At 59.7% G+C, this 13,393-nt stretch carries 11 protein-coding genes and 1 pseudogene; 7 read left to right on the top strand and 5 right to left on the bottom strand.

Annotation, left to right across the window (positions count from 1 at the left end):
• Positions 1–338 precede the first annotated feature (338 nt).
• Positions 339–2,207, top strand: a complete 1,869-nt coding sequence (locus PH547_RS21275; RefSeq protein WP_483315565.1) for a diguanylate cyclase — start codon at positions 339–341, stop codon at positions 2,205–2,207.
• A 281-nt stretch (positions 2,208–2,488) separates the two neighbouring features.
• Here PH547_RS21275 and PH547_RS21270 read toward each other — a convergent pair whose 3' ends face one another.
• The 3 genes from PH547_RS21270 to PH547_RS21260 form a co-directional block, all read right to left on the bottom strand.
• Entirely contained in the window at positions 2,489–3,829 is a 1,341-nt protein-coding gene (locus PH547_RS21270) for an MFS transporter (RefSeq protein WP_285169386.1), read from the bottom strand.
• 433 nt (positions 3,830–4,262) lie between these two features.
• A complete protein-coding gene (locus tag PH547_RS21265; protein ID WP_285169385.1) occupies positions 4,263–5,444 on the bottom strand; it encodes a LysR family transcriptional regulator in 1,182 nt (393 codons plus the stop codon).
• Positions 5,441–6,349 carry an NAD(P)-dependent oxidoreductase gene (locus PH547_RS21260; RefSeq protein WP_285169384.1) on the bottom strand — a complete coding sequence of 303 codons (909 nt, stop codon included), beginning with the start codon at positions 6,347–6,349 and terminating at the stop codon, positions 5,441–5,443. The genes PH547_RS21265 and PH547_RS21260 overlap by 4 nt, the downstream gene beginning before the upstream one ends.
• Positions 6,350–6,509: 160 nt before the next feature.
• Between PH547_RS21260 and PH547_RS21255 the strand changes: the two genes are divergently transcribed.
• From PH547_RS21255 to PH547_RS21240, 4 genes are read left to right on the top strand one after another with little or no spacing between them, the layout of a single operon-like run.
• Positions 6,510–7,244: a PIG-L deacetylase family protein gene (locus PH547_RS21255; RefSeq protein WP_285169383.1), complete on the top strand. Its 735-nt coding sequence runs from the start codon at positions 6,510–6,512 to the stop codon at positions 7,242–7,244.
• A gap of 25 nt (positions 7,245–7,269) precedes the next feature.
• Positions 7,270–8,235 carry a VOC family protein gene (locus tag PH547_RS21250; protein ID WP_285169382.1) on the top strand — a complete coding sequence of 322 codons (966 nt, stop codon included), beginning with the start codon at positions 7,270–7,272 and terminating at the stop codon, positions 8,233–8,235.
• Positions 8,235–8,906: a 4-carboxy-4-hydroxy-2-oxoadipate aldolase/oxaloacetate decarboxylase gene (locus PH547_RS21245; RefSeq protein WP_285169380.1), complete on the top strand. Its 672-nt coding sequence runs from the start codon at positions 8,235–8,237 to the stop codon at positions 8,904–8,906. Before PH547_RS21250 ends, PH547_RS21245 begins: the two co-directional genes overlap by 1 nt.
• Positions 8,899–9,954 carry a 4-oxalomesaconate tautomerase gene (locus tag PH547_RS21240; protein ID WP_283053662.1) on the top strand — a complete coding sequence of 352 codons (1,056 nt, stop codon included), beginning with the start codon at positions 8,899–8,901 and terminating at the stop codon, positions 9,952–9,954. Before PH547_RS21245 ends, PH547_RS21240 begins: the two co-directional genes overlap by 8 nt.
• Before the next feature lie 284 nt (positions 9,955–10,238).
• Here the strand turns inward: PH547_RS21240 and PH547_RS21235 are convergent, their stop codons facing one another.
• Positions 10,239–11,057 carry an alpha/beta fold hydrolase gene (locus PH547_RS21235; RefSeq protein WP_260304858.1) on the bottom strand — a complete coding sequence of 273 codons (819 nt, stop codon included), beginning with the start codon at positions 11,055–11,057 and terminating at the stop codon, positions 10,239–10,241.
• Positions 11,058–11,172: 115 nt separating this feature from the next.
• A complete protein-coding gene (locus tag PH547_RS21230; protein WP_283053666.1) occupies positions 11,173–11,349 on the bottom strand; it encodes a TetR family transcriptional regulator C-terminal domain-containing protein in 177 nt (58 codons plus the stop codon).
• Between the two features lie 126 nt (positions 11,350–11,475).
• On the opposite strand from PH547_RS21230, the pseudogene PH547_RS21220 reads away from it, so the two are divergent.
• Positions 11,476–12,257 (top strand): annotated as a pseudogene (locus tag PH547_RS21220) (IS5 family transposase).
• Positions 12,258–12,450: 193 nt separating this feature from the next.
• Complete coding sequence (locus tag PH547_RS21215; protein WP_104826415.1) at positions 12,451–13,380, top strand: substrate-binding domain-containing protein; 930 nt, start codon at positions 12,451–12,453, stop codon at positions 13,378–13,380.
• Positions 13,381–13,393 lie beyond the last annotated feature (13 nt).

Raw genomic sequence — 13,393 nt, 5'->3', positions numbered from 1 at the left:
GTGCCTCATGATCAGTGCCTTCGAATTCGCTTCAATTCACTGATGCAAAGCTAGTCGGAGCATATAAACGGCATGCGTCTTTATGTTTCCAAGTATTTCTTCGCGGGGGATTGTTGCGAACGAAGTTTGCTGTAACCCTCTCAGCAAAAATTCATTACAAAATTTTTCTTCGTTTGTTCGTCCAGGCTTTGATATGGACGGAATGACGGATGGAGCAACCTGCGATTTGTCGCTACGTGCCTTGACGGATAGTTCTGGAGGAATTCGTGCAACCGCGAAGATTCAGACTTCATCAAAGAATCCAAGCTAAGTTCTTTTAAAATTTTGGATAAATGATTGTGGCCTGGCAAGTTCTGATCGGCAATGTTGCAGCCGTCTCGCTTCTCATTTCGGTGTGGATGCACCTCCACTACCGGCTCTATCGTCTTTCTGAGGTCCAGGCCAAAATCGCCTTCGGTCTGATGATGGGACTGGGAGCGATCGTTTCCATGGCGTTGTCCGTCGAAATCGATAGTGGCTACTATGTCGATCTACGCTCCACCTTGCTTGCCGTGTCGGCTGTTTACGGCGGGCCGCTGGCTATCTTGGTCACCGGCATGCTTACGGCAGCCTATCGGATCTCCATGGGCGGCGCGGGCCTTCAACCGGGCCTGATCTCGATCGCGGTCGTGTCGCTCCTCGGGACGTCGATGCATTTCTTGTTTCGCCGGCAGCCGATGAATTTCAAGAGAATTGCCGCCTCCGCCTTCACTGTAGCTTCGGTTTCCGTGGCAATGAGCCTTGCATATCGCGGCAATGGCTCCCCGATCACAGCTCTCGGATTCATCGCTATGGGGTTCGTTGCAACCTTGGTCGCGGCCTCTGTTATCACCTACTTCCACGCCTTCACCGTCGAGCGAGACATCTTGCGGGCTGCACTTACTCAAGCGCCCGACCTCTATTATGTCAAAGATCGCAAGAGCCGTTTCCTGGTAGCCAACCTGAACGTCGCACGAAACCACGGTCGCACGAAATCGTCTGACATGGCCGGTCTGACCGATTTCGATCTCTATCCTAGCGAAATGGCGCAGGCGTTTTTCGATCGCGAACAGGAGATCATGTCGACGGGAGATCCGATGGTGGATTTCGAGGAGCCCTATGTCGTCGAAGACGGCCGAAAGCGCTGGTTTCTGACGTCAAAGGTGCCTTTGCGAGATCGCTATGGCAATTTGATCGGGCTTGCCGGAGTGACGCGTGACATCACCGAGGAAAAGCGCCTGATACAAGAAGCCGTCGAAAGCAAGAATGTGCTTTCGCAGGCGATGGCGGAAATGTCTGACGGGCTCGCCATGTTCAATCCGGACGGCAAGCTGGTGTTCTGCAATGATCAGTACCGCGCCGCATTTCCTCGCTCGGGATATGCCAGAAAGCCGGGTGCGCACATTTCGGATATTGTCCGAGCCGTGGTGCGAAATGCGGAGAGGATCGATGTCAGCCCTGACGTCAGCGAAGAATGGATACAGGCTTCCGCCGCGCAGCTTTTCCTGACGCGCGACACTGAAATTCCTCTGTTCGACGGACGCTGGCTCAGCCTGCGCACCCGGTTGGCGTCCGATGGATCCGCTCTGGTGGTGGTCTCGGACATCACGTCGATGAAGCATTCTGAGGAACAATTGAAGCAGCTTGCTCAGAAGATGACCGGGCTTGCCTATACCGATGCATTGACCGGTATTGCCAATCGCCGGGTATTCGACGAAGTGATCCTAACGGAGTTTGCCCGCGCACGCCGAAACAGCTCTCCCCTTAGTCTGCTGCTCATAGACATCGATCATTTCAAGAGCTTCAACGACACTTACGGTCATCTTGAGGGCGACAAATGCCTCAAGGCCATCGGCGACATTCTCCGTTCGGTTGTCACACGACCGTCCGACCTTGCGGCGCGCTTTGGGGGCGAAGAATTTGCGATCGTTCTGCCTGGAACGGACAGAGACGGCGCCTTGAACCTCGCCGAGGTTCTGCGCTCGACCCTCAATCAACTCGCAATACCACACAGCGCAAGCAGCAAATCGATCGTGACGACCAGCATCGGAGTGGCAAACATGTCCGATGGATCGACGTTCGCAAGTGTCGCCGATTTGGTGCGGGCCGCGGACCAAGCACTCTATGGTGCCAAGACGAAGGGCCGTGACTGCATCGCAGCGGCTGGCGAGCAGGCAACGGCCGCATAGTTGGATTATTCTAAATTTGCCGTCAGGTCCGCTTTCCGGGAACAAAGCGCGCTACCAAATGTTCGATGCGCGGCGAGCTTCTCCCTTAGCTCTCCAACGTGCCGCTCCCAGTGCGGCCATCAGAAGACTGTCTACGGAACGCTTCCGCTGTCAATGCAGCCTTCTATAAAGCACGGCAGGGAACACGCCATGCGCCCTTCCCACTGTCCCCTGCCGTGTCTGGCATTATAGAAAAAATCATTTTTCGCCGGCTCGATCGCGATGATCGAGCCGGCACAATTTCATCGCGTGGCTTCCTGGGTTCGCGGGGCGGCATGGAGTTCGTTCAGCAGGATGGCGGCGGCCCCGATTGCCGCCGGAACGGCGAGCGCGCAGAAGATGCCACGGAAATCCCAGCCGAAGCCGAGCAACAGACCGCCGATCGACGACCCCAGAATGCTGCCCAGCCGGCCGACGCCCAGCATCCAGCTCACACCGGTCGCACGGGCAAAGGTGGGATAGCGGCCCGGAGCATAGGCGTTGAGACCCGTTTGGCCGCCGCTCATGAAGAAGCCGACTATGCCGACAATCAGCGCGAGGGCAACGGAGGTCAGGCCGGTGAATGCGAGCACGATCAGAGCGACGGCGCCGAGCAGATAGGATAGGGAGATCGCGCTCTTCGACCCGATCCGGTGCATGGCAAAGCCCACGACAACCGCACCGATCGTGCCGCCGAGCTGGAACATGGCGGTGACGCTGGCCGCGGTTTCGATCGGCATTCCGGCATCCTTGATCATGGTCGGCAACCAGCTTGTCGTCAGGTAGATGACCAGCAGACCCATGAAGTAGCACAGCCAGAGCGTCAGCGTGCGTATGATGAACGTGGGTGTGAATAGGAGCGCAACAGGCTGCGCCGCGGTCACCCGTTCGTCATCCAGCGTAAATTCGGATACGGCTTTCAGGTCCTGACCGGTCACGCCGGCGAGCTGATTGCGGATGCGATCGGTGGGAGCTCCGCGGACGACCATGAAGCGGGCCGATTCCGGCAGCACGAAAAACAAGATCACGGAAAGCGCGAGCGGCACGATGCCGCCGAACACGAGCACCGAATGCCAGCCGAACGTCGGCAGCAGATATGCCGCGACAAAGCCGATGATCGCCGAGCCGAAGTTGAAGCCGGTGAACATGATCGCCAGAATAACGGAGCGCTTTTGCTCTGGCACGTATTCCGACAGCAGCGTTGTCGTATTGGGCATTGCGGCGCCGAGGCCGAGGCCGGTCAGAAAACGGAGTAACGCCATCTCAGTGGGACTTTGAGTAAGCGCCGTTAGCAGGCTCAAGACGCCGAATGCGAACACCGAGCCGAGCAATACGCGGCGGCGTCCGAACCAATCGGAAGACGAGCCTGCAAAGATCGCGCCGATGGCCAGGCCAACCGGCGCCGCAGCCATAACAAGGCCAAAGGCAGGCTTTGAGATGCCCCAGTCGCCCGTGATGGCGGGAGCAAGAAAGCCCATGATCGCGACGTCCATGCCGTCGCAGAAGACGATGAGGAAGCAGAGAACAGTCAGTGTCCATTGCATTCGCGACATCGGGCGGCTGTTGATGTAAGACCTGATCTCCAGGACGGCTGGCTGTGTCATGTACTCCTCCGACATGATGGTTGCGCGTGTCCGCACGAGGCTGATGGCTGGGCGCTCTCGAACGGCGTTGTGCTTGGATCATCCAGGCATCGATCCGCTCGAGGAATGGCTTTGCGAAAGCGCTTGATCGACGCTTGCCGTCAACCTCCTCTGCCCCTCGCGCTTCGTTGACGGGCCAAGCAGTACGCGTCTTGCACCATCACCTCCAATCCAATCAGAGGGCCGAGGCATAAGCAGCGGCTATAGGTGCTTCCGTCTGAAGCGACGTGGTCTCGGAAAAACGAAAGCGCCCAAACCTTCCCAATATCGCGCCGCCACGCCGAGCGTTTAAGGATCGTCAGACCTCTTGGAGTGGCCGGTATCGTGCGGGCGACCGTCAAAGCGATGCACATGCCGCGCGGCATGTCTTGGAGGAAAGCGTCTTAAGGGAAGGCTATAGCCGGCTTTGTCTCGCTCCCGCTTCCGCACGGATGTCGTCAAGAAAGGCTGCCTGAGCGGCCGTGGGCAGCCACCCCTTGCGTATGGTGATGCCGATCGGCCGTTCGGTATGGGCGAGATCGAAGGGCAGGGATGCCATAAGGCCACGCTCGATCTCCGCTGCCGCCTGGCCGCCCGAGATGAAACCGAGATGGTCGCTCTGGTCGAGCAGCTCGCGCATGAGGATCAACGAGCTGGACTCGACCACGCTTCTCGGTCCCGGCGATTGCCCTTGGAACAAGGCGTCGAAATGGGCTCTTATCGGCGTGCCGCTGGTTGCGACAACCCAAGGGTAGGATGCCAGGTCGCCTATGCATATCGAGGATTTTCCGACGAGCGGATGACGCTTGCCTGCGACGATCACCACGATGTCGTTGAACAGCGTTTCCTGCTCGACATCATCGATGGGAAGGGGATTGCGCATCGCTCCGATCAGGAAATCGATCTCGCCGCGCCGCAGGCCGCCGAGCAGTTCGGCATAGACGCCCTCGACTACCTTGATCGGCAGCTTCGGCCGCTTCTTGCGAAACCGGGCGATCGCCGACGGCAGGATGAACGAGCGCGAAAGGGGCATGCCGCCCACGACGATCAGTCCAGCCTCCTGCGCTCGGGCTTCGGCGAGATCCGCCTCTGCCTGATGCAATTCGGCGAAGGCGAGGCGGGTCGCCTGCGCCAGGTTCTGCGCCAGGCGCGTGGCAACCATGCCATAGGACGTTCTCTCGAACAGAGGACGCGCGGCCTCCTTTTCGAGTTGGCTCACAGCGCGATGGACGGTCGGCTGCGCCACCCCGAGCCGCCGTGCCGCAAGCGTGAAATTCTCCAGCTCCCTGACGGCGACCAGGGCTTCGAGCTGCGCCGAGGTCGCCGTAACCTTGAGCCTGGACGCAAGCTCGGTCAGCGCGGGATCGAGATAGGAGAAGGCACGCCTCACGCGCAGAACCAGGAGCTTGCCCTCATCGTTGATGAAGAGGCCATGCGGCGAACGCGTGAACAACGCATATCCAAGCGTCTTTTCGATCTTGGATATGGCCTGCGTGACCGCCGGCTGGGATACGTAGCAGATCTCGGCGGCGCGCGTGACAGAGCCCGTTTCGACGACGGCCAGGAAAACGCGTAGATGCCGCAGATTGTGCCTCATCGGATCGCCGCGGCTCCCTTGTCCCTCTCCTCATCCATTCGTTTGAGGATGCTGTCGGCTCGGCTGGCAAGATCGTCGATATCTGCCGGCACGGAAAGCGCTGCGATCTCGTCCTGCCAAGCGGCGATGGCTGCCGACATCCTGTCCGGAAGCCCGAGATCACGGACGGTGGCGGCAACCTCCCGCATCTCGGCCGCCCGGCGGGCGCCATGCACCATCATTCGTTCGAGATTGTAGGAGCTGCGCTTGGCCCAATCTATGCCGGGATCGGAAGCCTGCAACGAAGCGATGACGGCGTTTTCCACGCCCGCACGTCGGGCCGCAAGCATCGATTCAGCCGTCAGTGCTTCCAGGCCCTTGATGATGACGGAACGCAGCATCTTGATCGAGGATGCTTGCCCCACCTTCTCACCAGCAGGCTTCGGCTTCATTCCGAGATGCTCAATCGCCGCAATCGCCGCCTCGGCGTGGGGGCCGGAAACCAAAAGTGGCGTCAGATGGCGGGCCGGATGGACGGGCGACATGACGGCGACATCGACATAACAACCGCCTGCCGCTTCGATCGCTTCGGCTGCGATGATTTTGGCGGAGGGCGAACAGGAATTGCAGTCGAAATAGAGCGCGCCGGCCTTGAGCCATTTGGCCGCCTCTCTTGCAGCGGGCAAAGCCTGATCGGCTGTGACGAGGCTGAAGATGATCTCGGCGTCAGAGAGTGATTGCCGGGCTTCATCGGCATGTCGGACGTCGAGTTCGGCGCAGGCTGTTGCGATTTGGCCGGCGCTGAGCGGATCGGCGCTCTTGATGTCATAGGCGACAAGCACCGCGCCGTCAGGCCGTGTCCAGCCCGATGCGAATGCGCGTGCTGCTTCACCGAATCCGATCATGCCGATCTTGAAGTGGTTCATCATCCGTCCATCCCGCTACCAATCCATCAGTGCTCGCTTTAGACCAACAAAGATCGCGTCGCCATTCGTTATAGCAAAAACTTATGGGCAAGGCGCCGAAAGAAAATTGGCAAACTGGCCGTTCGGAGCGACATACGGTTTCGAAAAACAGGAGGTTTCCATGTCCGACAAGAAGACCGCGTTGGTGATCAGCGCCCATGCTGCAGATTTCGTCTGGCGCTGTGGAGGGGCGATCGCCCTGCATGCCGACAAGGGTTATGAGGTCACCGTCGTCTGCTTGTCCTTCGGCGAGCGAGGCGAGTCCGCCAAGCTCTGGAAACAGAAGGATATGACGCTCGATCGCGTCAAGGCTGCGCGGCGTGCCGAGTCGGAAAAGGCCGCGCAGGCGCTCGGCGTCAATGACCTGATCTGCTTCGACCTCGGCGACTATCCCCTGCGCATGACGGACGAGGACAAGTACCGCCTCGTCGACGTGATCCGCAAGGTGCAGCCCTCCTTCATGCTGAGCCACTCGCAATATGATCCCTACAATACCGACCATATGTATGCGACGCAGATCGCGCTCGAAACCCGCATGATCGCGCAGGCCTGGGGTCACAATCCCGGCGAAAGCGTCCTCGGTGCGCCGCAGCTCTATCTGTTCGAGCCGCATCAGACGGAGCAGATGGGTTGGAAACCGGACGTGTTCCTCGACATCACCGCCGTCTGGGATAAGAAGCGGGCCGCCATCGAATGCATGGAAGGGCAGGAGCATCTGTGGGAGTTCTATACCCGCGTCGCCCAGAACCGTGCCAACCATTTCCAGCGCAATTCCGGCGGCCAATCCGGCGGCCGTGCCGCCCAATATGCGGAAGGCTTTCAGTCGGTGTTCCCGCGCACGGTCGACGAGCTCTAATGACACTCTCGGGAGGAGCCTGAAAATGGAACCCTGTTTCGACATCGCCCACCTCGGTCACGTCGAGATGTTCACCGACAAATACGACGAGAGCCTCGATTTCTTCGTCAATGTCTATGGATTGACCTTGGCGGGCGAGGACGAGAGTTCCGCCTATCTGCGTGGCTGGGACGATTACGAGTTTCATACCCTGAAACTGACGCGCCATGAGACGACCGGGATCGGGCATGTTGCCTACAGGGTCTCGTCGCCGGAAGCGCTTGAACGGCGCGTCAGGGCGATTGAGGCAAGCGGTTACGATGTGCTCGGCTGGGTGGACGGCGACATGGGCCATGGCCGGGCGTTCCGGTTCAAGGATCCTTTCGGTCATATCTTCGAAATCTATTGGGATACGGTCCGCTACGATCCGCCGCCGGAGGAGCGGCCGAAGCTCAAGAATCTCGCCCAGCGCTATCATGCGCGGGGCTGCCATCCGCGCCGTCTCGATCACCTGAACCTGCTCGCGGCCGACGTGTCCGAGTTCCGCAAGTTCATGGAGACCTGTCTCGGATCGCGTGTGACGGAAATGATCCAGCTCGACAATGGCCGCCTTGGCGGGTGCTGGTTCACGGTCAACAATAAGACCTATGACCTTGCCTGCACAGAAGAACACGGCGGCGGCGATGGGCGCCTGCACCACGTAACTTATGCGACCGACACGCGCGAAGAAATCCTGCGTGCGGCCGACATTTTCCTCGAAAACGGCATCCACATCGAGACCGGGCCTCACAAGCACGCGATCCAGGGGACTTTCTTCCTTTATGTCTGGGAACCGGCGGGCAACCGGGTCGAGCTCGCCAATTCGGGCGCACGGCTGATCCTCGCACCCGACTGGCAACCCGTCGTCTGGACCGAGGCCGAGCGAAAGAAGGGCCAGGCCTGGGGTCTGAAAACAATCGAAACTTTCCATACGCACGGGACACCGCCCGCAAAGAAGCAAGGAGACCATTGATGGGAGTCGTCGTTCAGAACATCTCGCGCGCTGAACCTGACCTGATCGGAAGGCTTGCCAGGGCAGGGGTCGCGACGGTCCACGAGGCGCAGGGCCGCAGGGGAATGCTGGCAAGCTACATGCGGCCGATCTATTCCGGCGCGCAGGTTGCGGGATCGGCGGTGACGATTTCAGCGCCTCCCGGCGATAACTGGATGGTCCATGTGGCGATCGAGCAGCTCGGGGAAGGGGACATTCTTGTCCTTGCGCCGACATCGCCTTGCGACAATGGTTATTTTGGCGATCTGCTCGCGACCTCCGCCATGGCGCGTGGCTGCCGCGGCCTCGTGATCGATGCAGGCGTTCGCGATGTGCGGGACCTGACACAAATGGGCTTTCCCGTCTGGTCGAAGGCGGTCTCCGCGCAGGGGACCGTCAAGGAGACCCTCGGCTCGGTGAATGTCCCGGTCGTCTGCGCCGGCGCCCATATCGAGGCTGGCGATGTCATCGTTGCCGATGATGACGGCGTCTGCGTTGTCAAGCGGGCCGAAGTGGCGGACGTGGTGGCAGCGGCAGAGAAGCGGCTTGCCAACGAAGAAGCCAAACGCAAGCGTCTGGCATCTGGTGAACTGGGCCTCGACATCTACGGCATGCGCGAGACGCTGGCGGCAAAGGGGCTCAAATATGTATGAGGAGGGCATCCCCTGCTTGTGGATGCGCGGCGGCACGTCGAAGGGCGCCTATTTTCTCGCCGAGCACCTGCCGACCGACAAGGCGGAACGCGACGATCTCCTGCTGAGGATCATGGGCTCGCCCGATCCGCGCCAGATCGACGGCATTGGCGGGGCGGACCCGCTTACATCGAAGGTTGCCGTGCTCTCCGCATCCACACGCGAAGACGCGGATGTGGATTACCTCTTCCTGCAGGTCTTCGTCGATCAGGCGCTGGTGAGCGATGCGCAGGGATGCGGCAACATCCTTGCGGGTGTCGGTCCCGCCGCCATAGAGCGCGGTTTGGTGAAGCCGGCTGGGGATATTACTGAAGTTCGCATCCACATGCTCAACTCGGGCGAGGTCGCGGTCGCCAAGATCGAGACGCCGAACGGGCGGGTGAACTACGCGGGGACCGCCTCGATTGCGGGCGTGCCGGGCAAGCATGCCGCCGTTCCGCTGCTGTTTACGAACATTGCGGGAGCGATGTGCGGCGCATTGCTGCCGACAGGCAACGAGATCGATATCATCGATGGCGTCGAAGCAACTCTCATCGACAACGGCATGCCCTGTGTGATCATGCGGGCGTCCGACTTCGGCCTGACGGGACAAGAAAATCGCGAGGAGCTTGAGGCGAAGGCCGAGGTCAAATCGCGGATCGAGGCAATCCGCCTCAAGAGCGGGCCGATGATGAAACTCGGCGAGGTCACCACCGCATCCGTTCCGAAAATGATCCTGGTCTCTTTGCCAGAAAATGGCGGCGCCATCTCCACGCGCAGTTTCATCCCACACCGCGTCCATGCGTCCGTCGGTGTGCTTGCGGCGGTGACGGTCGCGACGGCCACACGCCTGAAGAATAGCACGGCGGGAAAAATGGTGAACGCGCCGGCAGACGGTCGCTACGAGATCGAGCATCCGACGGGAAGCATGGAGGTGTTCCTGGATCTGGACAGTCAGGGAGAGATAAAGGGAGCGGGCACGATCCGTACTGCGCGAAAGCTGTTCGACGGCAGGGTTTTTCCGCGCTGAGGGCGCTCACCTAGGCGGTGTGGACAAATTCCTTATGCCACGATTGCCCTTCAAGCGCCCTCGCGCAGGCAGAGAGCGAGGCGCGAAGCCTACCGCGGGGTGGAACTCCGTCAAGGCCGAGCAACGCTGCCAGGGCCGCCGCTTCGCCAGGGGCCCTGGCCGACGAATTTTCGAGGAGGGTTTGAGCTTGTTGTTCGTTCCTTCGTCACGACGCCAAAAACCGACCCCTCCTCAATTCACAACCCGAAACGTTCACCATAGACGATAATGGATAAGAGATGTCGTCAAGACCTTATGAACGAGAGCAGGTCGGGGTTGAGGACATCCGCATGTGTGGTTAGCATGCCATGGGGGTAGCCGGCATAAGTTTTCAGCGACCCGTTCTTAAGCAGGTCGACCGCACGCGGCACCGAACTTGCGAATGGGACGACTTGATCCGCCTCGCCATGCATCACCAGCACCGGCACGGTGATCTTCTTGAGGTCTTCGGTATAATCTTCGAGCCAAGAGTCGACGGTCGCGTAGTGAGCGAGAGCACCGCCGGCCATGCCTTGGCGCCACCAGTTCGCGATGATTGCCTCCGAAGGCTCGGCCCCATCGAGGTTGTAGCCATAGAACGGGTTCTCAGGGACGAAACGGTAGAATTCCGACCGGTTGCCCAGCACGCCTGCCCGGATCGCTTCGAACCACTCCGGCGGCTGACCGGACGGGTTGTCCTCGCTCCGGTACATGTTCGGCGTCAGTGAGGCGACCAGCACCGCTTTCGAGACGCGCTCCTGGTGGCGAGCGACATAGCGAGCCACCTCACCGCCACCTGTCGAGTGCCCGATATGGATCGCGTCGCGCAGGTTGAGGTGTTCCGTCAGGGCCGCGAGGTCGGCAACCCAGTGGTCCATGTCGTTGCCGGTGCTGGGCTGGTCGGACCGGCCATGGCCGCGCCGGTCGTGGGCGATCACCCGATACCCGTGACGAAGGAAGAATGTCATTTGGGCATCCCAGTCGTCCGCTGTCAGCGGCCAACCGTGGCTGAAAACGATCGGCTGACCTGACCCCCAATCCTTGTAGAAGATGTTTACGCCATCTGTAGTAGTGATCGTGGACATTGTTCGGTTCCTTTAGATCAGCCGCGGACAGACGTCATCACTCACTGGCGCGGCGTTCCAGCGAGAAACTTGTGAAATAAATATGACCGGTCGTATATTTACTGGTCAGAATCGTTCAGGCCACAAGGGCGGGCAAAACGAAACCTTTAAAGCTGTCGAACGGCGACCGGCTACGTTCGACCTTGGCACGCGTGACTGCGCCTTCGAACGCGTCGATCAACGCGGCGGCAACCCCCAGATCCTTTCCAGCCGGCAATTCACCCTGGGCCTGGGAGAATGCGCCCATGACCATCAGATTGGCTATCGGAAATCCTCGCCCGAGAAGGCAAGGCTCTCTTTTCCGATCATCTTTTCCTCATCGCTTGACAGTTGACGTAGCGCGGACTGGTTGATTCAAGCCTGCTTTTTGGAGGCAGGCTTGAGCCGGGGCGATCTCACCGGGGCGGAATGGCGCATCCTGAAGGATTTGCTGCCCATCGAACGTAAGAACCGGGGTCCAGGCCGACCTCCCGAACAGAACCGTTCGATCATTAACGGCATACTCTGGCGGCTGCGGTGCGGTGCTCCGTGGCGCGATGTGCCGCCCAAATATGGGAGCTGGAACACCATCTACCGCCGGTTCCTGCGATGGAGCGAGGCCGCGGTCTGGGAGATCGTGGCGGTGACGCTGGCCGAGATCATGGCGGACAGTGGTCACTACAGCATCGACAGCACCACCGTCCGCGCCCACGTTTCGGCAGCAGGCGGAAAAGGGGGGCTCATCGACGCGCTCTTGGCCGCTCGCGGGGTGGGTTCACCAGTAAACTTCACTGCCTGGCTGACGCCCTCGGGCGACCGCTTGCGTTCCACCTGACGGGCGGCGAAGCCGCAGACTGCAAGGCGTATGAAGCCCTGATTGCCTTGCCAGAGCGGGCACCGGATGCCCTGCTTGCTGACAAGGGTTACGATGCTGACGCTATCCGTGCTGACCTTGCGAAACGGAACATCAATCCCGTCATCCCCGGTCGCTCAAACCGCCAGGTGAAGATTGAGCATGACCGCACGCTCTACAAGGGGCGCAACCGCATCGAGCGCATGTTCGGCCGCCTCGAGATCAACCGGGCCATCGCAACCCGCTACGACCAACTGGCCAGCAGCTTCCTCGGCATGGTCCACCTCGCCACTGCCAGATACTGGCTCAAATTTGTCCACGTCGCCTAGGATGAGCTAATGGGTGGCGTTTTTGAGTGGAATATTATTTAGTCATAGTGAAATTAGGTCTTCTTGAGGGAGATATATTCAAGAAGCCGCGCTTGCCCTGAGGATGTTCTTAAAATCATTGGTTATCATAAAGTAAAATTTAACTAAAAACTCATTACAAGTCCTCAGTTTGGTGAACGCCCTGGGGTGGATAATGAGGAAAACCATATTTGCTGCTTTCGTGATGGCGATGTGCGCCTCCACTGCGAGCGCACAAACGATCGGCGTAGCAATGTCCGATCTGGATAAATTCCGGGCGATGGTGCTGAACGGCGTCCTTTCGCATGGAAAAACGATTTCCGGGCTGAAGCTGGTCTCGCAAAATGCCAAGGGCGACAACGAGCTTCAGAAGAAGCAGGTCCAACAGATGATCGCCGATAAGGTCGACGCCATCATCATTGCCGTCTCCGACGGCGACCTCGGACCGCAGATGACCAAGCTTGCGGCCGACGCCCATATTCCGCTGATCTACATCAATAACGTTCCCTCGAATCTCTCCGACTTGCCGGAAAATCAGGTTGTCGTCGCGTCCGACGAAGCGGAATCGGGAACGTTGGAAACCAAGCAGGTCTGCTCTCTCCTGCAGGGCAAGGGACGTGTCGTGGTGTTGATGGGCGAGCCCTTCCACCAAGCCGCCCGCGCCCGCACTCAGGATATCGACAACGTCATTGCCACGCCCGAATGCAAAGGCCTGCAGGTTGTCGAGCGGCAAGCCGCCTATTGGTCGCGGGATTATGCCGATCAGCAGATGCAGGAATGGCTAACGGCCGGGGTGAAGTTCGACGCGGTTATCGCCAATAACGACGAGATGGCGCTCGGCGCGATCCGGGCCATGAAGCGGAATGGCATGTCGATGAAAGATGTCATTGTTGCAGGCGTCGATGCAACCGACGACGCCCTCGCCGCGATGGAGGCGGGCGATCTCGATGTGACGATCCTTCAAAGTGCGGTCGGACAGGGCGCGACGGCAGTCGATGCGGCAATCAAGCTCATCAATGGCCAGCAAGTGCCGCGCGTCAACAACGTGCCGTTCGAACTCGTCACGCCCCAGAATATCGCCCAATACCAGCCGAAGAGCCAGTGAGCAAAAGAGGATT

Source organism: Rhizobium cerradonense, assembly GCF_030182455.1.
GTDB lineage: Bacteria > Pseudomonadota > Alphaproteobacteria > Rhizobiales > Rhizobiaceae > Rhizobium.
This window is presented reverse-complemented; position numbering and strand designations above follow the sequence as displayed.

Coding starts and splice junctions, on each gene's coding strand:
- PH547_RS21270 (WP_285169386.1), bottom strand. CDS start 3,829: ATGACACAGCCAGCCGTCCTGGAGATCAGGTCTTACATCAACAGCCGC.
- PH547_RS21265 (WP_285169385.1), bottom strand. CDS start 5,444: ATGAGGCACAATCTGCGGCATCTACGCGTTTTCCTGGCCGTCGTCGAA.
- PH547_RS21260 (WP_285169384.1), bottom strand. CDS start 6,349: ATGAACCACTTCAAGATCGGCATGATCGGATTCGGTGAAGCAGCACGC.
- PH547_RS21255 (WP_285169383.1), top strand. CDS start 6,510: ATGTCCGACAAGAAGACCGCGTTGGTGATCAGCGCCCATGCTGCAGAT.
- PH547_RS21250 (WP_285169382.1), top strand. CDS start 7,270: ATGGAACCCTGTTTCGACATCGCCCACCTCGGTCACGTCGAGATGTTC.
- PH547_RS21245 (WP_285169380.1), top strand. CDS start 8,235: ATGGGAGTCGTCGTTCAGAACATCTCGCGCGCTGAACCTGACCTGATC.
- PH547_RS21240 (WP_283053662.1), top strand. CDS start 8,899: ATGTATGAGGAGGGCATCCCCTGCTTGTGGATGCGCGGCGGCACGTCG.
- PH547_RS21235 (WP_260304858.1), bottom strand. CDS start 11,057: ATGTCCACGATCACTACTACAGATGGCGTAAACATCTTCTACAAGGAT.
- PH547_RS21230 (WP_283053666.1), bottom strand. CDS start 11,349: ATGGTCATGGGCGCATTCTCCCAGGCCCAGGGTGAATTGCCGGCTGGA.
- PH547_RS21215 (WP_104826415.1), top strand. CDS start 12,451: ATGAGGAAAACCATATTTGCTGCTTTCGTGATGGCGATGTGCGCCTCC.